At 60.5% G+C, this 18,487-nt stretch carries 20 protein-coding genes; 8 read left to right on the plus strand and 12 right to left on the minus strand.

From position 1 onward, the window contains the following. Positions 1-13: 13 nt before the first annotated feature. The 8 genes from AO240_RS21310 to AO240_RS21345 form a co-directional block, all read right to left on the minus strand. Positions 14-3,649 carry a transporter substrate-binding domain-containing protein gene (locus tag AO240_RS21310; protein ID WP_099238985.1) on the minus strand — a complete coding sequence of 1,212 codons (3,636 nt, stop codon included), beginning with the start codon at positions 3,647-3,649 and terminating at the stop codon, positions 14-16. Positions 3,650-3,657: 8 nt separating this feature from the next. Beyond that, positions 3,658-4,284 carry a response regulator transcription factor gene (locus tag AO240_RS21315; protein ID WP_058411769.1) on the minus strand — a complete coding sequence of 209 codons (627 nt, stop codon included), beginning with the start codon at positions 4,282-4,284 and terminating at the stop codon, positions 3,658-3,660. Positions 4,285-4,540: 256 nt separating this feature from the next. Beyond that, positions 4,541-4,936, minus strand: coding sequence for a response regulator (locus AO240_RS21320; RefSeq protein WP_099238987.1), 396 nt, complete (start codon positions 4,934-4,936; stop codon positions 4,541-4,543). A 172-nt stretch (positions 4,937-5,108) separates the two neighbouring features. Further along, on the minus strand, positions 5,109-6,440 hold the full coding sequence (locus tag AO240_RS21325) for a deoxyguanosinetriphosphate triphosphohydrolase (RefSeq protein WP_099238989.1): 1,332 nt from the start codon (positions 6,438-6,440) through the stop codon (positions 5,109-5,111). Positions 6,441-6,512: 72 nt separating this feature from the next. After that, positions 6,513-7,676 (minus strand): EAL domain-containing protein, encoded by a 1,164-nt coding sequence (locus AO240_RS21330; protein WP_099238991.1) that lies wholly within the window; start codon positions 7,674-7,676, stop codon positions 6,513-6,515. Positions 7,677-7,769: 93 nt separating this feature from the next. After that, positions 7,770-8,111 carry a hypothetical protein gene (locus AO240_RS21335; RefSeq protein ID WP_099238993.1) on the minus strand — a complete coding sequence of 114 codons (342 nt, stop codon included), beginning with the start codon at positions 8,109-8,111 and terminating at the stop codon, positions 7,770-7,772. Further along, positions 8,108-8,512, minus strand: a complete 405-nt coding sequence (locus AO240_RS21340) for a phage holin family protein (RefSeq protein ID WP_058411764.1) — start codon at positions 8,510-8,512, stop codon at positions 8,108-8,110. The genes AO240_RS21335 and AO240_RS21340 overlap by 4 nt, the downstream gene beginning before the upstream one ends. A 3-nt stretch (positions 8,513-8,515) precedes the next feature. Further along, positions 8,516-8,830: a YqjD family protein gene (locus AO240_RS21345; RefSeq protein ID WP_099238994.1), complete on the minus strand. Its 315-nt coding sequence runs from the start codon at positions 8,828-8,830 to the stop codon at positions 8,516-8,518. Positions 8,831-9,174: 344 nt separating this feature from the next. Between AO240_RS21345 and AO240_RS21355 the strand changes: the two genes are divergently transcribed. The 4 genes from AO240_RS21355 to AO240_RS21370 all read left to right on the plus strand — a co-directional run bounded on the left by AO240_RS21355 (position 9,175) and on the right by AO240_RS21370 (position 12,214). Next, positions 9,175-10,383 (plus strand): ammonium transporter, encoded by a 1,209-nt coding sequence (locus tag AO240_RS21355; RefSeq protein WP_099238998.1) that lies wholly within the window; start codon positions 9,175-9,177, stop codon positions 10,381-10,383. Positions 10,384-10,605: 222 nt separating this feature from the next. After that, a complete protein-coding gene (locus AO240_RS21360; protein WP_058411762.1) occupies positions 10,606-10,842 on the plus strand; it encodes a glutaredoxin family protein in 237 nt (78 codons plus the stop codon). A 74-nt stretch (positions 10,843-10,916) separates the two neighbouring features. Continuing rightward, positions 10,917-11,252: a transcriptional regulator gene (locus tag AO240_RS21365; protein WP_099239000.1), complete on the plus strand. Its 336-nt coding sequence runs from the start codon at positions 10,917-10,919 to the stop codon at positions 11,250-11,252. A 71-nt stretch (positions 11,253-11,323) separates the two neighbouring features. Beyond that, positions 11,324-12,214, plus strand: coding sequence for a pseudouridine synthase (locus AO240_RS21370; protein WP_099239090.1), 891 nt, complete (start codon positions 11,324-11,326; stop codon positions 12,212-12,214). A gap of 55 nt (positions 12,215-12,269) precedes the next feature. Here the strand turns inward: AO240_RS21370 and AO240_RS21375 are convergent, their stop codons facing one another. Next, positions 12,270-12,491 carry a YgdI/YgdR family lipoprotein gene (locus AO240_RS21375; protein WP_058411760.1) on the minus strand — a complete coding sequence of 74 codons (222 nt, stop codon included), beginning with the start codon at positions 12,489-12,491 and terminating at the stop codon, positions 12,270-12,272. Between the two features lie 79 nt (positions 12,492-12,570). Then, positions 12,571-13,173 (minus strand): molybdenum cofactor guanylyltransferase MobA, encoded by a 603-nt coding sequence (gene mobA / locus AO240_RS21380; RefSeq protein ID WP_099239092.1) that lies wholly within the window; start codon positions 13,171-13,173, stop codon positions 12,571-12,573. A gap of 76 nt (positions 13,174-13,249) precedes the next feature. Here mobA and moaB point away from each other — a divergent pair, with 76 nt between their 5' ends. Both moaB and glp read left to right on the plus strand, forming a co-directional pair. Continuing rightward, complete coding sequence (gene moaB / locus AO240_RS21385) at positions 13,250-13,789, plus strand: molybdenum cofactor biosynthesis protein B (protein ID WP_058411759.1); 540 nt, start codon at positions 13,250-13,252, stop codon at positions 13,787-13,789. Next, positions 13,782-14,999, plus strand: coding sequence for a gephyrin-like molybdotransferase Glp (gene glp / locus AO240_RS21390; protein WP_099239002.1), 1,218 nt, complete (start codon positions 13,782-13,784; stop codon positions 14,997-14,999). The genes moaB and glp overlap by 8 nt, the downstream gene beginning before the upstream one ends. Before the next feature lie 70 nt (positions 15,000-15,069). On the opposite strand, the gene AO240_RS21395 is transcribed toward glp, so the two are convergent. Beyond that, the gene (locus tag AO240_RS21395) at positions 15,070-15,399 is read right to left on the minus strand and encodes an EscU/YscU/HrcU family type III secretion system export apparatus switch protein (RefSeq protein ID WP_099239004.1); all 330 of its coding nucleotides are present in this window, start codon (positions 15,397-15,399) and stop codon (positions 15,070-15,072) included. Beyond that, positions 15,396-16,973: a flagellar hook-length control protein FliK gene (locus AO240_RS21400; RefSeq protein WP_099239006.1), complete on the minus strand. Its 1,578-nt coding sequence runs from the start codon at positions 16,971-16,973 to the stop codon at positions 15,396-15,398. The genes AO240_RS21395 and AO240_RS21400 overlap by 4 nt, the downstream gene beginning before the upstream one ends. 251 nt (positions 16,974-17,224) lie before the next feature. Between AO240_RS21400 and ccmA the strand changes: the two genes are divergently transcribed. Both ccmA and ccmB read left to right on the plus strand, forming a co-directional pair. Continuing rightward, the gene (gene ccmA, locus AO240_RS21405) at positions 17,225-17,806 is read left to right on the plus strand and encodes a cytochrome c biogenesis heme-transporting ATPase CcmA (protein ID WP_371918669.1); all 582 of its coding nucleotides are present in this window, start codon (positions 17,225-17,227) and stop codon (positions 17,804-17,806) included. Beyond that, a complete protein-coding gene (ccmB, locus tag AO240_RS21410; RefSeq protein ID WP_099239010.1) occupies positions 17,803-18,471 on the plus strand; it encodes a heme exporter protein CcmB in 669 nt (222 codons plus the stop codon). Before ccmA ends, ccmB begins: the two co-directional genes overlap by 4 nt. Positions 18,472-18,487 lie beyond the last annotated feature (16 nt).

Raw genomic sequence — 18,487 nt, forward strand, 5'->3', positions numbered from 1 at the left:
AGGCCAGCCAATGTTATTGGCTGTCCAGCGTGTGCAGTTGCATTTGCAGCGTCCTCTCCAGTTCCAGCATGAGCTTTTCCAAAGAATCAATGCAGGCCTCGATCATCGCGCGATCATCGCTGTGAGCGCAGGCTTGCTCGAGCGCTTCGCATTGCGCGGCCAGTGAAGTTGCCTGAACGATGCGCGCGGCGCCCTTGATCTTGTGGGCTTGCTCAATGATCTCGCGGGGCGGGGCCTGTCGGGCCAGTAACGCCACCAGGTCCTCGCGGTCATGACGGCTGCTGCTCAGTAGTTCTTCCAGCAAGCGCCGGCTCAATAACGGGTCGCCTCCGGTCAATGCGTCCAGGCAGTTCAGGTCCAGGCGCAGGCTCGCTGCTTGCGGCCTGATTTGCGCCAGTTGCTGCTCCAGCGCCGTGAGGCTGATGGGTTTGAACAGGCAGTCATTCATGCCCGCCTGCGCGCAACGATGGGTCTCCTCGGGTTGGGCATTGGCGGTGAAACCGAGTACCACGCAGGGCGCCCGTTGTTCTCGCTGCTCGTATTCGCGGATCGAACGGCTTAACTCATAGCCATTCATGACCGGCATGTTGCAGTCGGCTATGACCAGGTCGAAGTGCTCCTGGCGCCACGCCTGAAACCCTGCAGCGCCGTGTTGAGCGGCGGTGAACTGATGCCCCAGGTACCCCAATTGCTGGCACATCAGCAAGCGGTTCGCCGGGTGGTCGTCCACCACCAGCACGTTAAGCACTGCCGCCGCAGCGGGCACCTGCGACGTGAGTTCGTCCACCGCCTCGATCGGTTGCAGGCGAGTCATCTTCAGGCTGACATGCACTTGGGTGCCAACCAAGGGCACGCTGCTCAGGCTGAGCTGGCCACCCATCATCTCGCACAGGCTGCGACAGATCACCAGCCCCAGGCCCGCGCCGCTCCTGGCCAAATGCCCGGAGTTGTCGGCCTGGGCAAAAGGTTCGAACAGCCGCAATTGGTCGTCCCGGCTGATGCCGATGCCCGTGTCTTCGACCACCAGCTTCATCTGCAGCTCTTGCGGCAGGTCGGTGGGTTGCACGTGCACCTTGATCTTCACTTCGCCACGCTCGGTGAATTTAATCGCGTTGCTGATCAGGTTGGACAGCACCTGCTTGAAGCGCAATGGGTCGATTAGCACGGCGGTGTCGTCGAGGTCGGGGTTGAACTGGAGCACCAGACTGAGGGTTTTCTGGCGGGCCAGGCCGTCAAAGACGCGCACCACCGACTCGATCACTTCGCGCAGATTCACGCGTTCCGGTGACAGGCTCAGGCGGCCGGACTCGATGCGCGCAATATCGAGGATGTCGCCGATCAACTCCAGCAGGTCCTTGGCCGAATTGTAGGCCACCTCAATGGCAGGGCGATCAAGATGGCCCTGATCGGCGCGCTTGAGGGTCAGTTCCAGCATGCCGATCACCGCGTTCATCGGCGTACGGATCTCATGGCTCATCGTCGCAAGGAACGTGCTTTTGGCCCGGTTCGCCTCATCCGCAAGTTCCTTGGCAGTGCGCAGTTCTTCGAGCAACTGGCGCCGTTCACTGACGTCGATCCAGCCACCGATGATGCCCTGAACTTCACCATCCGAGTCGCGATAGGGAAGAATCCAATGGTAGATCGTCAGCTTTTTGCCTTGAATATGCAGGGTGCGATCAAGGATCAACGGGGCACCTTCCGCCACCACCCGCTGGTAGTCGGCATGGTAGCGCGCCGCCTCCGCATCCAGGTCCATGTTCATCTGGAGCGCGCTTTTGCCAACCACCTCTTCGCGTTTGACCTCGAATACTTGCAGGTAGCTGTCATTACAGGTTTGCAGCAAGCCCTGGCGGTCGCGCACATAAATCGGGTGCGGCGTTTCATTGACCAGTGCGCGCATGAACTCGAATTGATCGTTAAGGGCGCGCTCGGCCATTTTTCGGTGCTTGATCTGGCGGCGCATGTAGGCGTTCCAGGTCAGCGAGATCATCAACAAAAGCCCGGTGCCGATGACGATTTGCACGATTAACTGGTGGTAATTGCGCCAATAGCTGTCGGAGGCGGCGGTGTAACCGCGCCAGCGGCTGTTGATCACGCCCATTTCGTCCGGTGCAATGCTCAGCAGCGCCTTGTCCAGAATGGAGCTCAGTTCGACCGAGCGGCGCGGCGTCGCCAGCGCGAACGTGGCCGGCAGTGTGCCGATGCTGGTGCTTATCTGCAGTTTGTCCTGGAACATTTGCGAGGACAGCGAGTAGTTGGCGACCACCAGTGAATTCACCGCCCCCTCAACACTCCCTTGAGCCAGCAGTTCTGATGCCTTGAAGGTATCACTGACGTACACCAGGCTAATCAGCGGGAAATCCTGACGCAGGTTTTTTTCCAGAGGGCTGCCCTCGGTGATTGCCAGGCGCTTGCCCGCCATTTGCTCCAGGTTTGACGGTGCGTTGGGCTCCTTGCGCGTGAGTAGAACGTAGGAGTTTTCCAGGTAGGGACGACTGAAATTCAGCTGAGCCTCCCTTTGCGCGCTTGGGACGATGGCGCCAATAATATCGGCTTTACCAGTGGTGACCTGGTCGATCATCGTACTGACTTCGCGACTGCGCTGGATCTCGAAGCGCAAGCCGGTACGCAGGCGAATCAGTTCCAGCAAGTCTGCGGTGATACCGCGAAAATTGCCGTCGGCATCAAAAAACGTCAGCGGCGCGAAGGTCTCGTTTACAACGACTTTTACCACCGGGTGGTCTTTCAGCCAGCGTTCTTCGCGTGGGCTCAGTTGCAGCTTTTTATCGGTCAGCAAGATGTCGCTGCCAGCGCTCCAGCGTTTGGCGATGTTGTCGCGCGCATTGAGCGGGACGGCGGCCAGTACCGAGTCAACAATGCTCAAGAGAACGTGTTGGTCGTGGCGCAGTGCAAAGCTGAAGCCATAGGCTTCGTGCTTGCTGAAATTGGCCATGCGGACGTTCTTCAGGTAGCCCTTGTTGATCATGTAATGGGTGGAAATGGTATCGCCGAGAAACACATCCGCCTGGTCGAACGCCACGGCATTCAAGGCGTTTTGATACGAGGGGTAGGTGCGGATGCTCGCCTGCGGGTACAGCTTTTTCACTTCGCTCAGCGGCAGGTAATGGTAGACCAGGCTCAAGCGCAGCCCTGCCAAGCCATTGTTCAAGCTGCGCGTTTCACCCTCGCGCGTCACCAAAACCGGTTGGTCCACTGCGTACGGCACCGACATTATCAGGTTCGGGTTGGCCGCCTCAAAGCCGTTGGAGGAGCCCAACAAGTCGATATCGCCGGTCTCAAGGGCGTGTATCGCAGCCGTCCGCGACGGGTAGCGCAGCACTTTGACCGGCAAGCCCAGGGCGCTGGCCAACAGCCCTGCGTAATCTGCGGTCAGGCCCTCATAGTCGCGGCCGCTTGAGGTCAAGTCGAAGGGCGGGTAGTCAGGTGTCGCGGTGCCCAGCACCAGTTCACGCTTGTTGCGCAACCAGTGGCGCTGGGCCTTGTCCAGTTGAGTCTCCAGTTGAACGGCCCCCGCGCGGCTCAACAAGCTGAAATGTTCCGGGTCGGCGTGCGGGGCTGCGGGCGCGGCGGCGCTAAAGCACACACCGGCGATTAATATAATTAGATAGTCCTTTATACGCCTTGGCATCCGCTTTCTCACACTAGCGCGTTTCGTTTTGCCATCTCGATAAGTTCTACCAACGATTTGGCTTTAAGTTTTTGCATCAGCCTTTTTTTATAAGTGCTGACTGTCTTGTTACTCAAGAACATACCTTTGGCAATTTCCTTATTGGTACGGCCTTGTGCAAAAAGTTGCAAAACCATCAGTTCTCGGTCGTTCACTGTTTTGAACAATTCAAGTTCTACCGAGCTCTTGCCATCGGCGCCAGTCGCATTCAAGGCCTGGCTGGGGAAGTAGTTGTAACCGGAGAGTACCGCGCGAATGGCACTCAGCAGCTCGCTCAGGTCACCTTCCTTGCACACATAGCCATCGGCACCGGAGCGCATGCAGCGCGTGGCGAACAGCGTTGGGCATTGGGCGGTGAGAATCAGCGTTTTCATCGATGTGTTCATGGCGTTGAATCGGCAGAGCACTTCGAGGCCGTCAAGTTTCGGGATACTGATGTCGAGGATAATCAAGTCCGGCAGGCATTCACGCACCATCTGAATGGCGTCGCAGCCATTGTCCGTTTCACCGACGACTTTATAACCTTCATGCTCCAATAACATGCGAATCGCCAGCCTGATAACGGGGTGGTCATCAATGATAAAAACTGTGTTCATAATCACATTCCATGCAAGTGCAAGTAAAGCGGGCACATTAGCTCAGAAGCTGAGGCAAGAGCATGAGGCATGAGGTGAGTAGCTATAAAACAGGACAATTCCTACATAAAAAAAGGTAGTTGCCTACCAGAGCTAAAGTCATTGTTACGTCAAAAGTAGGCAAATCATGAATCAGTACGATCATTGATGGAACCACGGCTTTAGCTGGGGTGCTCAGGTAATTTTTCGTAGGCGGGCGATGTTTAAAGTCCTACATTTATAAGTTGAGTAATGGCGCCATTAACATTGCCAGTTCTTCTCTATTCAGCGGTTTCAATAAATAACCCAAAAGCGGCAGGCCGCGTTGCAAGGCTTGGGCTGTCAGGTGGGACAGTTCCGCCGCAGGGAGCCCGCTGAGTAAAATGGCGCTGATGATGAAGTGCCGTCGACTGGCGATTTCGACCAGTTCCAGCCCTACCAAATCCGGCAAACATTGGTCGCACAGCATGAGGTCGAACGGGCGCGTGGCTTCGGACATCAAACGGATGGCTTGCTCGGCATCTTCTGCGAGCGTCAGTTGCTCGAAGCCGAAGGTTTTAAGCAGGCACTGAGTGGCCAGGCGCTGAAAGGGGTGATCCTCCACCAACAGGATTCGAAGGGCGGTTCTGGGCATAGAAGGCACACGGGTGAGTCAAGCGTCGATGGGGTGGGACGTAGGAATTGCTCGCCAAGTCCGCCTGAAGCGTGTGTGATTATTCCTTGAATGGGGTGGCGAATTCGATCAGGCCGCTCTGTTCCCGTTGTAGGCAAATTCTGTTCGGGAACAGGCGGCGCGGCCAGTGTCTTTACTGCGGGCTGGAGCGCCCGGTCATTTCCCGTGCCATCTCGGTGGCGTAGCTGTCGGTCATGCCGGCAATAAAGTCGATCATGCGCAGGAACGAGGCGTGCAACGGCCAAGCCGGGTCGGGGGCGCTGTTACCCAGCAGGTCCAGGATGCGCCGGTTCTTGAACGACGGCGTGCGCCCGCCATGCTGCTCCAGGGCCGCACCGCAAAACGCGTTCAAGAGAATTTCCAGCGTGGTGTAGGCGCCGATTTCGTGCAGGGTTTTGCGCTTGTCCTGGAAGATTTTTTTACGCGCCATGTCCTTGGCATCCAATACACAACGCTTGGCGGGGCCGTGCATGTGTTCAACCAAGTCGCCCGGTAGTGTGCCGGCGAGCAAGGCGTCCTGCTGGTCGACGAATGCTCTGGCTGCCGCGTTGGTCAGGTGCTCGATGGCTTTGCCGCGCAGGATTGCCAGCTTGCGCCGGCGCGAATCCTGCGCGCCCAGTTGCCGATAAGTCTGGGGCAGGTCGTCACCCACCAGGTCGAGCAACAGTGACTCGACCTCGGCATAGTCGAGCAGGTCCATTTCCAGGCCGTCTTCGAGGTCGATCAAGGCGTAGCAAATGTCGTCTGCCGCCTCCATCAGATAGACCAGCGGGTGACGCGCCCAACGTTGTTCTTCAAGCTGCGGCAGGCCGAGTTTGTGGGCGATCTGCTCAAGGATAGGCAGCTCGCTCTGGTAGCAGCCGAACTTGTGTTTCTTGTAACCCAGTGCGTCGGCGTGGCGAGCGGTCCAGGGGTATTTCAGATAGGTGCCCAAGGTGGCGTAGGTCAGGCGCGTGCCGCCATCGAACTGGTGGTACTCAAGCTGGGTGAGCACGCGAAAGCCTTGGGCATTGCCTTCAAAATTGAGGAAGTCATTGCGCTCGGCACTGCTCATATCATCCAGCCAACCGCGGCCTGCGGCCTGTTGGAACCAGTGGCGAATGGCGTCTTCACCGGAATGCCCGAACGGCGGGTTACCGATGTCGTGGGCCAGGCAGGCCGATTGCACCACCATGCCCAGGTCGCTCGGGTCGCACCAGTCGGGCAGGGCGCTGCGCAGGGTTTCGCCGACGCGCATGCCGAGGGAGCGGCCGACGCAACTGACTTCCAGTGAGTGGGTCAGGCGGGTATGGATATGATCGTTGCTCGACACCGGGTGCACTTGGGTCTTGCGGCCCAGGCGGCGGAAAGCGCCGGAGAAAATAATCCGGTCGTGGTCTTTGTGAAAGGGGCTACGGCCAAGTTCCTCCGGGCTGTGCAGGGGCTTGCCAAGGCGTTCGCGGGTAAGCAGGGTGGGCCAATCCAAGGCGGGTACTCTCCGTGCGGTGAATGACACCGCCCAGCTTCCCGGTTCCGCCTTGGCTGAGCAAGCGAAAATCTACAGGCCGGCCGCGTCGATGTCGATTAACAGCAAACGCTGACCGTTATCGAAGAATTGCCCTGCGGTCAGGCAGTATTGATTGGTGGTGGCATCGCGATAGGTCGAAGAGAGGATAAGGCGCCGTTCCTCCCAACCCTCGGCGAGCAGATGATAGAAGTACGGCCGCCACGACCAGTTGTGGCCCAAGTAGCGGTTGTCGCTTTGCCAGGCGTCCTGACGCCATTCGAAGTTGGGCGTCAGTTGGGTGCCATGCCGGTCGCATTGGTAGAAGCGCAGTAACCAGGGGAAATCCGGCAACTGCGGCAATTGATCGAGCGGCGCGTGGCCCTGCGCCCAGGTTTGCAGGATATTCATCAATTCGACCAGTTGCCGGCGTAACAGCATGACGCGCCCGCGCTCGGCCAGTTTTTGCTGAACGTACGTGGTGCGCAATTGGGCAAAGCGCGCCACGAAGGCATCGGCGGCAAACCAATCAAGCTGTGCCTGGGCGAACAGGTAGCCCTGCACATACCGCGCGCCGCATTCCAGGGCGAAGCTCAACTGCGTCTCGGTTTCGACGCCCTCGGCGATGATCCAGCAGCCGGTTTTTTCCGCCATTTGTGCCAAGGCTCGCACCACGTCACTGCTCGGGCCGCCCTTTGCAGCCTCTTGAAACAGGCGCATGTCGAGCTTGAGAATGTCCGGCTGCAATGCCAGCACCCGATCTAGCTGGGAATAACCAGCGCCAAAATCATCAATGGCGATGCGTGCGCCGGCCTCGCGATAGCGCGCCACCACCGTGGCCAGGCGCTGGATGTCACCGCCCAACTCGGTGATCTCGAACACGATGCGCCTCGGGTCGACGCCATGCGCGTGTAGCTGCTTAAGGCTCGGCAAGGCTTGGCCGGGGCGCAGGCGGTTGATCCAGCGGGGCGAAATGTTCAGGCTGAGAAACCAGTCGTCGGGCGCTTCATGCAGGCGACTCAAGGCATCGTCACGGATCTGCCGGTCGAGGCGGCGCAGGGGCGCGCCCGGCGTGCGCGGGTCGGCGAACAGCGGGCCTACAGACTGCAAGCGGCCATCTGCCTGGCGCAAGCGGCCGAGGGCTTCTACGCCGGCAATGCGCCCGGTGGCGGTGTCAATGAACGGCTGGAAACAGGCGAGCGGTTGCCCGTCGATCACAGGGCCTCCTTATTGAGCTGGCGAAAAAAAGGCCCGGCCCTCAATAACGAGGGCCGGGCCGATTCTGTCTGCAAGAATGCAGCCAGCGCGGGCTCAACCTTTACGCGAAGCGCCCTGCATGGCCAACTTGATCAGCGGGATCAGACCGGCACCCAGCCGCACCAAGCCCGTGACTTTGCCGAGACTGCCGCCCTTGGCGCCCTTGCCAGTGAAAAAGCCCATCAGCGTCACCGCTGCCACGCCCCAAAGCGGCGCGTGTTTGATGCCCAGGCTGTCCTGCCAGTTGTTGCCCATGTTGCGCACCTTGTGCAGGGGCAGCATCAATTGGTGCGACTCGTGGCGGATTTCCTGGCGGTGCATTTCCATGCGCAGGCGAATCAACGCCTTGCGCATTTCCCGCCGGGAGTTGGTGTGTGGGACTTCAGTGATGCTCATGGCAGCAGGCGCTCCCGATCATTGGCCAACTCTTCAAGGGTGGCGTGGAAGGGCGTGGACTCATCGAACACGGCCGCTTTCAAGCGCACACCACAAAAAGCGGCGGCGAGGGTATAGAACACGCAGAGGCAGATGATCCCGGTCAGACGATAACCGGTGTCCCACACCAGAATCATCACCAGTGTCGACAGCCCAACCAGCAACAGCAGCGCAAACACCAGCGCCAAGCCTGCAAACAACAGCAGGCTGACCGTGCGAGCTTTCTGTTCCTGCAGTTCGATGCCAAACAATTCGACGTGGCTGTGCAGCAGGCCCAATACGGCCGCGCCCAAGCGTCGGGAGGTAGAGCCACTGCCTGAAGACTGTGTGCCCGTGGACGAGCCGGATTCGCCGATAGCCATAATTTAGCGCCTTGTAGCCAGCAGGCCGATCAGAAAGCCCACGCCGGCGGCAATGCCGACCGACTGCCAAGGGTTGGCCTGCACGTAATCTTCGGTAGCGGTGACGGCCGCCTGGCCGCGCTCACGCAGAGAGTCTTCGGTCAGTTGCAGGGTTTCGCGGGCTTTGAGCAGGCTGTCGTGGATCTTGGTGCGCAGCTCATCGGCCTGATCACCGGCCAGTACGGCGGTGTCATCCAGCAACTTTTCGGTGTCGCTGACCAAGGTTTGAAAATCCGCCATCAATATTTCTTGAGCGGTCTTTGCAGTGCTTCTGGCCATGGTTATCTCCGTGATTGGCTGATCTGTGAATGTGGTTTCGAGTCACCGGTATCGGTGAAGGTTCACTGCAATTGTTTGGTACAGCTTTTGCTTTGCCTTGGTGCGCGCGCCGAGGGCCTGCGCCGAATCCGGGCGGCCCGAGGCAATGCCTTGAAAAACCTTACCCTAAATACGTAAAACTCGCGGAAAAACCCTGTCGGCAACAGCCTGTTGTGTCGATCGCTGCGCTAAAGCGGTTCGCGCCCTCCAAGACGGGCGGGACTGGTGGTGCCAATTTAGTGCGCGAACCACTGGCTTGAACCGCTTTGGTGCTTTTTGCCTTTAATGCAGGCCTGCCAACCTCCATGGAAAATTTGCAAAGCGCGGTGGACACACTCGTCCACAGTTCCAACACCCTGTTTATTCTGATCGGTGCGGTCATGGTGCTGGCCATGCACGCAGGCTTCGCGTTTCTTGAAGTCGGCACCGTGCGGCAAAAAAACCAGGTCAACGCACTGTCGAAAATCCTCAGCGACTTCGCCATTTCGACACTGGCCTATTTCTTTATAGGCTATTGGATCTCCTACGGCGTCAGCTTCATGCAACCGGCGGCAGTCATCAGCGCCGATCATGGCTACGGGCTGGTCAAGTTCTTCTTCTTGTTGACGTTTGCAGCGGCGATCCCGGCGATTATTTCCGGCGGGATTGCCGAGCGTGCAAAGTTTGCCCCGCAGCTGTGCGCCACGGCGTTGATCGTAGCGTTTGTCTATCCGTTTTTTGAAGGCCTGGTGTGGAACGGCAATTTCGGCGTGCAGGCTTGGCTGCTCGCAACCTTCGGCGCCAGCTTTCATGACTTCGCAGGTTCCGTGGTGGTCCATGCCATGGGCGGCTGGCTCGCGTTGGCGGCGGTGTTGTTACTGGGGCCACGCAACGGCCGATACCGCGAGGGACGGCTGGTGGCCTTTGCGCCGTCGAGCATTCCGTTTTTGGCGCTGGGCTCGTGGATCCTTATCGTTGGCTGGTTCGGCTTTAACGTGATGAGTGCGCAAACCCTGAATGGCGTGAGCGGGCTGGTGGCGGTGAACTCGCTGATGGCCATGGTCGGCGGCACCGTCGCCGCCTTGGTGATCGGCCGTAATGACCCGGGCTTCCTGCACAACGGCCCGCTGGCCGGGCTGGTGGCGATCTGCGCCGGTTCTGACGTGATGCACCCGGTGGGCGCTCTCGTTACCGGTGCCGTCGCCGGTGCTTTGTTTGTGGGGTTCTTCATTGCCGCGCAAGATCGCTGGAAGATCGATGATGTGCTGGGTGTGTGGCCGCTGCACGGCTTGTGCGGCGTGTGGGGCGGTATCGCCTGCGGTCTCTTCGGCCAGACGGCCCTTGGCGGTTTGGGCGGCGTGAGCCTGATCAGCCAGTTGATCGGCACCGCGCTCGGCGTGGCCGTGGCGCTGGTGGGCGGGCTACTGGTGTACGGCGTGATCAAACGCGTCTGCGGGCTGCGCTTGAGCCAGGAACAAGAGTATTACGGCGCAGACCTGTCGATTCACAAGATCGGCGCGGTCAGCCAGGATTGATCGGCTAGCAGGCTTTTTGTGGCGAGCGGGCTTGCTCGCGTTGGGCTGCGCAGCGGCCCCAGATGCTGCCACTCGGTATTGTCTGAAAGAATGCGGTGATTTTAAAAGGGGCCGCTACGCAGCCCAACGCGAGCAAGCCCGCTCGCCACATTAAGCCCGCTCGCCACAGTTGATAGGGCGGGCATAGAATAATGGCCTACTTTCTGATCAGGCCGATTCGTCATGCTTCCTGAATGCCAGTTGTTCGGCACCCTGGGTTGCCACCTTTGTGAAATTGCCGAAGCCGAAATCATGCCGCTCGTCGAACACGGGCTGCTGGTGGAGTTGGTGGATATTGCCGATCCCGACGACCTCACCGAGGCCTACGGCCTGCGGATTCCGGTGCTGCGCCGGGTCGACACGGGGGCGGAACTGGACTGGCCGTTCGACACTGAACAGGTGGTTGCCTTCCTTCGTTAGGCTTTATCCGATAGCGGGTTTTCAAATATTACGTTACTGTATGTTTGTACAGCGATTGAATAGAGGGAAGCCCCGTGGTGAATGTTGAACAACTGAAAAGCAGCGTCAATCGCATGTCCGCCGAGGTCGTGCGCGGCGCGGTGAACGAGCTGTGCCTCGATGGCCTGGTCACGGAAGGCAAGACGCCTTTTAACAAAGTGCATTTCAATACCTGCTTCGCCGAGATCGAGGCGTTGTTCCAGCGCGCCGGTTACCACAAGCAGTTAGACGTGGTGGGTTATCAGGGCTTGTTATACGCGCTGTATGACCCGGGCCGCTGGGAAGCAGTAGACGTGCTGCGCTGGCTCAAGGAATTCACCGAGGCGGCGAGTGCTTCGCCGATCCTGCGCGCAGAATTGGTCAAGGCCTGAGATCCGCCCTAGGCTCAATCGCGCGCCATGCGCGATAATGCTCGCCTGTTTCCCAGGCGTTGAGCATGTTCATGTCCACATCCGGTTTTTCTGCGTCCGAGCACCAAGCCAGCACGTTGTATTTGCCGCCTGGCCCTTGGGCGACGGTACTGGATTGCCTGTGCGAGCATTTCAAGGCCATCAGCCGCGAACACTGGCTGGACCGCATCGCCCGTGGCCGTGTTCTCGACAGCAATGGCCAGCCGATCAGCCAGCACCTGGCCTACAAAGAAGGCCTGTGCATTTACTACTTTCGTGAAGTGCCGAACGAGAAAGTGATACCGGTTGAGGAAACCATTCTGTATGCCGACGAGCACTTGGTGGTGGCCGACAAACCGCACTTTTTGCCGGTGACTCCGGCGGGTGAATACGTCGAGCAGACCCTGCTGCGCCGCCTGATTCGGCGCCTCGGCAACCCCTCGTTGGTGCCGCTGCACCGCATCGATCGGCATACCGCCGGGTTGGTGCTGTTTTCCGCCAACCCGCAAAGCCGTTCGGCGTATCAACAGCTGTTTCCCACGCGGCGCATCGACAAATTCTACGAAGCCATCGCCCCTGCCTTGCCTGAGCTGACCTTCCCCAGAGTGCACAAAAGCTGTCTGGTGGAGGGCGAACCGTTCTTTCGCATGCAGGAAGGGCCAGGCGCCAGCAATACTGAAACCGCCGTGGAAGTGCGCGAAAAAAATGGCGACATGTGGCGCTATGGCCTGTTTCCCGTGACCGGCAAGAAGCATCAATTGCGGGTGCACATGAGCGCGCTCGGGGCGGGCATTTGCAATGATCCGTTCTACCCCGACGTGATCAAGGATGCCGAGGACGACTACGCCAACCCGCTCAAGCTGTTGGCCCAAGGCGTGCGTTTTGTCGACCCGGTCAGCGGTGAGCAGCGCGACTTTCGCAGCCGCATCACCCTCGACTGGTAACTGCCAGACATGACAAGGCCCGCACGAGGCGGGCCTTGTGGGCAAACGCTAAGACTTACAAATCTTTAACGGTGCGAACCTGATCTTTGTTGATACGGGTTTGCTTGCCGTCAAGCTGCTGGAACTCGTAGAAGCCCGAAGCCTTGTCGTATTTAGGCGTGTCGACGGCCTGGATTTCGCGACCGTCATTCAGGGTGATCACTGTAGGCGAGGCGCAACCGGCAAGGGTAGCGAGGCCCAGTGCAAGCATGAGAGCGGCGATGGTCCGTTGAGTCATGAGTTTGTCTCCGAGAGAATTCTTTTAAATTACTGACCCTGTGACGCGCGCGGCGCCGACAAAGTTCCTTTAACGAGGTTCATTCTGACACGCCGAAGCCGGTGTGCAATAGCTCGGGCGTATTCAGGTTGGCCAACCTCGGATCATTTGCCGCACATTCCTGGGCCACCCCGCCGAGTTGCAAGAGGATGTTGCGTGGGCTCCGCTCACCGGCTTCCCACGCCTGTTCTACCTGGGTTTGCAGGTGGGTTGGAATGATGCAAATCAACGGTTCCCAGAAGTTGCCGTGGCGCACCATCACGGGCAACAGCGGGTTTTGGCGTGCAGTCTCACGCAGGTCGTTGAGCAGTCCTACGTCGATGTTCGGTACATCGCACGGCAATATAAGCAGATGCGCGTGATGCGCGGCGGCAAGTCCCGCGCGGATGCCTGCCAGCGGGCCGGGGAAGCCCGGGCTGTCGTCACTCACCAGTTGGTCGGCATACGGCGCGTACAGGTCATGGTTGCGGTTGCACGAGATAATCAGGTCATCCGTCAGCGGCCGGGTCAGGCGCTGCAAATGGGCGATCAGCGGTTGGCCGTGCCACGGCAGCAAGCCTTTGTCGTGGCCGCCCATGCGTTGGCCACGGCCACCGGCCAGCAATAAAATCGAACAGGGCAGGTGGGTCGAATCGAAAGACATGGCGGTTTCGCTGCGGCAGGTAAACAGGGGCCTGTGATATAACATCGGGCTGTTCCTTCGACAACCGGACCGAGCCATGAACGCCAAGGCTGATGCGCCCTTTGTACCCCTGAATATTGCTGTACTGACCGTCAGCGACACCCGCACGCTGGACACCGACACCTCCGGCCAGGTGTTCGTCGACCGCCTGACTGCCGCCGGCCATAACTTGGCCGAGCGCGTGCTGCTTAAAGACGACCTCTACAAAATTCGCGCCCAAGTGGCCCACTGGATCGCTGAAGACGTGGTGCAAGTAGTGCTGATCACCGGCGGCACCGGCTTCACCGGCCGCGACAGCACGCCCGAGGCGGTGAGCTGCCTGCTGGACAAACAGGTCGACGGTTTTGGCGAACTGTTCCGCCAGATCTCCGTGGCCGATATTGGCACCTCCACCGTGCAATCGCGTGCCCTCGCTGGCCTCGCCAATGGCACGCTGGTGTGCTGCCTGCCGGGCTCGACCAACGCGGTGCGCACCGGCTGGGACGGCATCCTCGCCGAGCAACTGGATAACCGCCACCGCCCGTGCAACTTCGTGCCGCACTTGAAGCAGGCCGAACCCTGCCAGTCCCGTGGGTAAGCCTGGCAAAACCGGCGCCTTGCTGCCGGTAGAAGACGCGCTGGCGCAACTGCTGGCGATGGCCGACGCCACGCCGATCAGCGAACAGGACAGCGTGCCGCTGGCGCAAGGTGATGGCCGCGTTCTGGCGCAAGACCTGATCTCCACCCTCGACCTGCCGCCCTGGCCCAACAGCGCCATGGACGGTTACGCCGTGCGCCTGGCGGACTGGGCCGGTGAGCCGCTGGTGGTGAGCCAGCGCATCTTCGCCGGTCAGGCGCCGCAGCCATTGGCCGCCGGCACCTGCGCGCGCATTTTTACCGGCGCGCCGGTGCCCGAAGGCGCAGATTGCGTAGAGATGCAGGAAAACGCCGTGGTTCACGCCGATGAGCGCGTGAGTTTTACCGAGCCGTTGCAGGTAGGCCAAAACATTCGCCCGCAAGGCCAGGAAACCACGGCTGGCGAGTTGGTGTTGCAGGCCGGCACGCGCTTGGGGCCAATCGAACTGGGCTTGGCCGCCTCCCTCGGGCGTGATCGTCTGAGCGTGGTGCGCCGCGTGCGCGTGGCGGTGCTGTCCACCGGCGACGAGTTGATCGAGCCCGGTTTGCCGCTGGGCCCGGGCCAGATCTACAACAGCAACCGCCGCGTGCTGTGCAGTTGGCTGGCGCGCATGGGCTGTGAAGTGATCGATGCCGGGATTCTGCCGGATGACCTCGAAAAAACCCGCACACGGCTGGCGGAGCTGGGCAGTGTCGACTTGATTCTATCGACCGGTGGTGTGTCGGTGGGTGAGGCGGACTTCCTCGGCATCGCGCTGCGCGAAGAAGGCGAGCTGGCCCTGTGGAAACTCGCGATCAAGCCCGGCAAGCCGCTGACCTTTGGCCATTTCCGGGGTGTGCCGGTGATTGGCCTGCCCGGTAACCCTGCGTCGACGCTGGTGACCTTTGCCTTGTTGGCGCGGCCTTATCTGTTACGCCGCCAAGGCGTGCAAGACGTGGCGCCGCTGCGCTTCGAAGTGGCGGTAGGGTTCACCTGGCCCAAGCCTGGCAACCGCCGCGAATACCTGCGTGCGCGCATCGAGCAGGGCAAGGCGATCATCTATCGCAACCAAAGCTCCGGCGTGCTGCGCAGCGCGGCATGGGCGCAAGGCTTTGTGGAAGTGCTGGAAGGCACGACGCTGGCGCCAGGCGATCGGGTCAACTTCATCCCGCTGAGCGAAATCCTCAACTGACCTGCCGGCTTTGGTGGCAGACGGGCTTGTGTGGCAAGCCCGCGTGCCACCGTTGGCGGCCGGCTGCGGGTTAGTAATCATCCCCGCGTTCGGTCACGTCCCGCTCCACTGGCGCTGCATTCGGGTCATAGCCCGCCGGGAACTTGCCTTTCAGCGTCCAGGCAAACGCAATGATCTCAGCCACCGTGCGGTACAACTCCTCGGGGATGCTGTCGCCCAACTCCATTCGCGCGAGCAGTTTCACCAGCTCGGCGTTCTCATAGATCGGCACTTCATTTTCCCGCGCCAACTTCAAAATCGCTTCAGCCAAGGCATCGTCGCCCTTGGCGGTCAGGGTCGGCGCTTGCTGGCCGTCGTATTTGAGGGCAATTGCCTGGCGCGGCGCGTCAGTGTTGTTCATGCCGTTTCATCCACCCAACGTTGCTCCAGCCCGGTTTTTGGCCCGCGTGGCGGGGTGCCGAGGTGGCAATCGAGGTCACCGACGTTGATGCCCGAGGTCACCAGACGCTCGCGCAAACTGCCTAGGTGGCTTTCGATCAAACTGGCCGTGAACGGCCGGGCGGCCCAGAGCTGGCTGGACAGTTTGCCTTGCGTCAATTGCGCCTGAACCTGTAACGGCCCCAACGGCTCCATGTCGAACGCCAGCTCGACGCGCCAGAGCATCTGTTTGGGGTCTTTCTTGTCTTTGCGTTCGGGCGTGTCCTTGTCCGGCGCCGGTTCTTCGCGCTGGAACTTGACCTGCAACGGTACGATGTCCTGCAAGGTGCGCATCGGGATTTCCAACTGCCAGGTGCTTTGCAGCCGACCATCGGCGGTCAAGCCGGTTTGTTCCAGGCTCGACAACTGATGGCTCTGCAACCGCGAAATCGCGCCTGCGGCCAGGCGCAGCAGGTTTTCCAGGTCGCCTTCGCCCTCGAGGCGCGCCACCAGCCGTGCCGGCAGCGGGAAGCCTGCGGGGGCTTGCCGGGCGCCGATCTGCCCGAGAGTATTCAGCGGGTTGCGCACAAAATTCGGCATCACTTGGGCCAGGGTATTGGCGGCGAGGATGGCGTTGAGGTTGGTGCCGGCGGGCAGCGCAGGCAGCAAGTCGGCGACCAGCCGCAGCAGGGCGCCTTTCATGTCCAACGGGGGTATCTGCGGGTTTTGCCCGACCAGCAATTTGGCTTCAAGAAACGCGCCGCTGTTCTGTACCAACTGTGCCAGCACCTTGGGGTTACTGACTTGTGCCAGGTCGGGCAACGCCGCGAGCAAACGGTCAGCCGCGGCACGCACGTCGGGCGATGTGCTGTCATCGCCAGGCAGGTTTTGCAAGGCGTTAAACACCACGTCCAGTGAGCCTTGGCGACTTTGCTGGGTGGAGAGCTGCTGGGTGACGGCCAATTGATCCTGGCGCCCGCTCAGTGGCACAAAATTCAAGGTCTGCGCGCTCTGCACCACCGCGCTGAGCAAACTGCCGACCCGCAGTGGCTGCGGGCTTTCCACGGTCAGGCTCGCACCGGACAGGGCGTTATTGAGCACTGTCACCAGCGAGCGGTAGACCGCCGGTTGCGCCGTGCCCTGAGGCAGCATTTGCGTGGTCAGCACCTTGGCTTGCAACAGCGTGCCCACCGGCATTTGCGTGGTGTCGATGCGGGTGAGGGCGGCCACGTTGGCGCTCAAGGCTTGCTGCAACGAAAGCGTCAGGTTGCCGGTGGGCGTTTGGCTAACGGCCACGTTACTGCCCAACGGCAGCGGCTGCGCGCTACTCGCTTGGACCAATGTCTGACGGCCCCCTTCGAGGGTCAACTTGAGCAACAACTGAAATGCATCGCCGCCTTGTTTAAGTGCAATCACCTCGGCGTTTGCGGTTTTGCCAGGGTCGATCAGCCCGGTCTGCGGCTCCAGCAGTTTCAGCAACTCGCCGCTGGCGGGCAGCGGCGCAGGCCCGTTGGCCGGGGCAGGCGGCAGCGTAGGAAGGTTGATCTCACCGGTCATCGTGCGCGTCGTCTCTGGGAAATTGCGCTCTTTAGAGCAGGGCATCGCATGTATAATGCCGCTCCTGTGCAACCAGAGCGGTAAAAACCTCACAACTATTTGATCCAGCTCTCTAAAATCGGTCGCCAAAGCCGGTATTGTGCATCTCTATAACGGCTGCTGCACCGCCGACTTGAACCGTAAAGGCCCTCGATCTTTTGACCAGCCCTCTTCTTGAAGCCGTAGCGCTTGCCTGTGAACGCGACCTGCGGATGCTCTTCGAACACCTCGAACTGCGCTTGGCGGGCGGCGACATGGTGCAAATCAGCGGCCCGAACGGCAGTGGCAAGACCAGCCTGTTGCGGCTGCTGGCCGGTTTGATGCAGCCGACTGCCGGCGAGGTTCGCCTCAATGGTAAACCCCTCACCGAACAACGCAGCGTACTGGCGCGCAACCTTGTGTGGATCGGCCACGCCGCCGGCATCAAGGACGTGCTGACGCCTGAAGAAAACCTCGTTTGGCTCAGCGCCCTGCATCACCCGGCTGGCCGCGACGTTATCTGGCAGGCGCTGGCCGCGGTCGGCCTCAAGGGTTTTGAAGACGTGCCCTGTCACACCTTGTCTGCCGGCCAACAGCGCCGCGTGGCCCTGGCCCGTTTGTACTTGCCCGGCCCGCCGCTGTGGATTCTCGACGAACCGTTTACCGCCCTCGACAAACACGGCGTCGCCCAACTTGAAGAACACCTGGCCCGGCACTGCGAGCAGGGCGGCCTGGTGGTGCTCACCACCCATCACACCTTGGCGCGCATGCCCGCCGGTTACCGCGACCTCGATTTGGGCCGGTGGTCGCTGTGAGTGTGTTTGCCCTGCTGGTCGCCCGCGAAGCACGGTTGTTGTGCCGTCGCCCGGCCGAACTGGCTAACCCGTTGGTGTTCTTTGCCATCGTCATTGCGCTGTTCCCGTTGGCGGTCGGCCCCGAGACCAAACTGTTGCAAACCTTGTCTCCCGGGTTGGTGTGGGTCGCCGCGCTGCTATCGGTGCTGCTCTCGCTGGACGGGCTGTTTCGCAGTGATTTCGAAGACGGTTCGCTCGAACAGTGGGTCCTTTCGCCGCACCCGCTGCCACTTCTGGTACTGGCCAAGGTGCTGGCACACTGGGCGTTCTCCGGCTTGGCGCTGGTGTTGCTCTCACCGTTGCTGGCGATGATGCTAGGGTTGCCCACCGAATGCCTGCCGGTGTTGCTGCTGTCATTGTTGCTCGGTACGCCGACGCTCAGCCTGTTGGGCGCAGTGGGCGCGGCGCTGACCGTGGGTTTGAAGCGCGGCGGCCTGTTGCTGGCGCTGCTGATTCTGCCTTTGTACATCCCGGTGTTGATTTTGGGCAGCGGTGCTTTGCAGGCCGAGCTCATGGGCATGCCGGCGACCGGTTACCTCTTGTGGCTTGGCAGCCTGGCCGCCCTGGCGGTAACCCTGACACCCTTTGCTATAGCCGCCGGCCTGAAGATCAGCGTCGGCGAATGAATGAGGTCTGGTTAAG

It is taken from the genome of Pseudomonas sp. ICMP 460 (assembly GCF_002723595.1).
Lineage (GTDB): Bacteria > Pseudomonadota > Gammaproteobacteria > Pseudomonadales > Pseudomonadaceae > Aquipseudomonas > Aquipseudomonas kitaguniensis.

What these genes read in the sequence shown, in the direction of transcription:
- AO240_RS21360 (WP_058411762.1), top strand. Translation starts at nt 10,606, where the DNA reads ATGCTTCCTGAATGCCAGTTGTTCGGCACCCTGGGTTGCCACCTTTGT.
- ccmA (WP_371918669.1), top strand. Translation starts at nt 17,225, where the DNA reads ATGCTCTTCGAACACCTCGAACTGCGCTTGGCGGGCGGCGACATGGTG.
- AO240_RS21370 (WP_099239090.1), top strand. Translation starts at nt 11,324, where the DNA reads ATGTCCACATCCGGTTTTTCTGCGTCCGAGCACCAAGCCAGCACGTTG.
- AO240_RS21395 (WP_099239004.1), bottom strand. Translation starts at nt 15,399, where the DNA reads ATGAACAACACTGACGCGCCGCGCCAGGCAATTGCCCTCAAATACGAC.
- AO240_RS21340 (WP_058411764.1), bottom strand. Translation starts at nt 8,512, where the DNA reads ATGGCTATCGGCGAATCCGGCTCGTCCACGGGCACACAGTCTTCAGGC.
- AO240_RS21400 (WP_099239006.1), bottom strand. Translation starts at nt 16,973, where the DNA reads ATGACCGGTGAGATCAACCTTCCTACGCTGCCGCCTGCCCCGGCCAAC.
- AO240_RS21375 (WP_058411760.1), bottom strand. Translation starts at nt 12,491, where the DNA reads ATGACTCAACGGACCATCGCCGCTCTCATGCTTGCACTGGGCCTCGCT.
- AO240_RS21345 (WP_099238994.1), bottom strand. Translation starts at nt 8,830, where the DNA reads ATGGCCAGAAGCACTGCAAAGACCGCTCAAGAAATATTGATGGCGGAT.
- AO240_RS21355 (WP_099238998.1), top strand. Translation starts at nt 9,175, where the DNA reads ATGGAAAATTTGCAAAGCGCGGTGGACACACTCGTCCACAGTTCCAAC.
- AO240_RS21315 (WP_058411769.1), bottom strand. Translation starts at nt 4,284, where the DNA reads ATGAACACAGTTTTTATCATTGATGACCACCCCGTTATCAGGCTGGCG.
- mobA (WP_099239092.1), bottom strand. Translation starts at nt 13,173, where the DNA reads ATGTCTTTCGATTCGACCCACCTGCCCTGTTCGATTTTATTGCTGGCC.
- AO240_RS21310 (WP_099238985.1), bottom strand. Translation starts at nt 3,649, where the DNA reads ATGCCAAGGCGTATAAAGGACTATCTAATTATATTAATCGCCGGTGTG.
- AO240_RS21320 (WP_099238987.1), bottom strand. Translation starts at nt 4,936, where the DNA reads ATGCCCAGAACCGCCCTTCGAATCCTGTTGGTGGAGGATCACCCCTTT.
- AO240_RS21335 (WP_099238993.1), bottom strand. Translation starts at nt 8,111, where the DNA reads ATGAGCATCACTGAAGTCCCACACACCAACTCCCGGCGGGAAATGCGC.
- moaB (WP_058411759.1), top strand. Translation starts at nt 13,250, where the DNA reads ATGAACGCCAAGGCTGATGCGCCCTTTGTACCCCTGAATATTGCTGTA.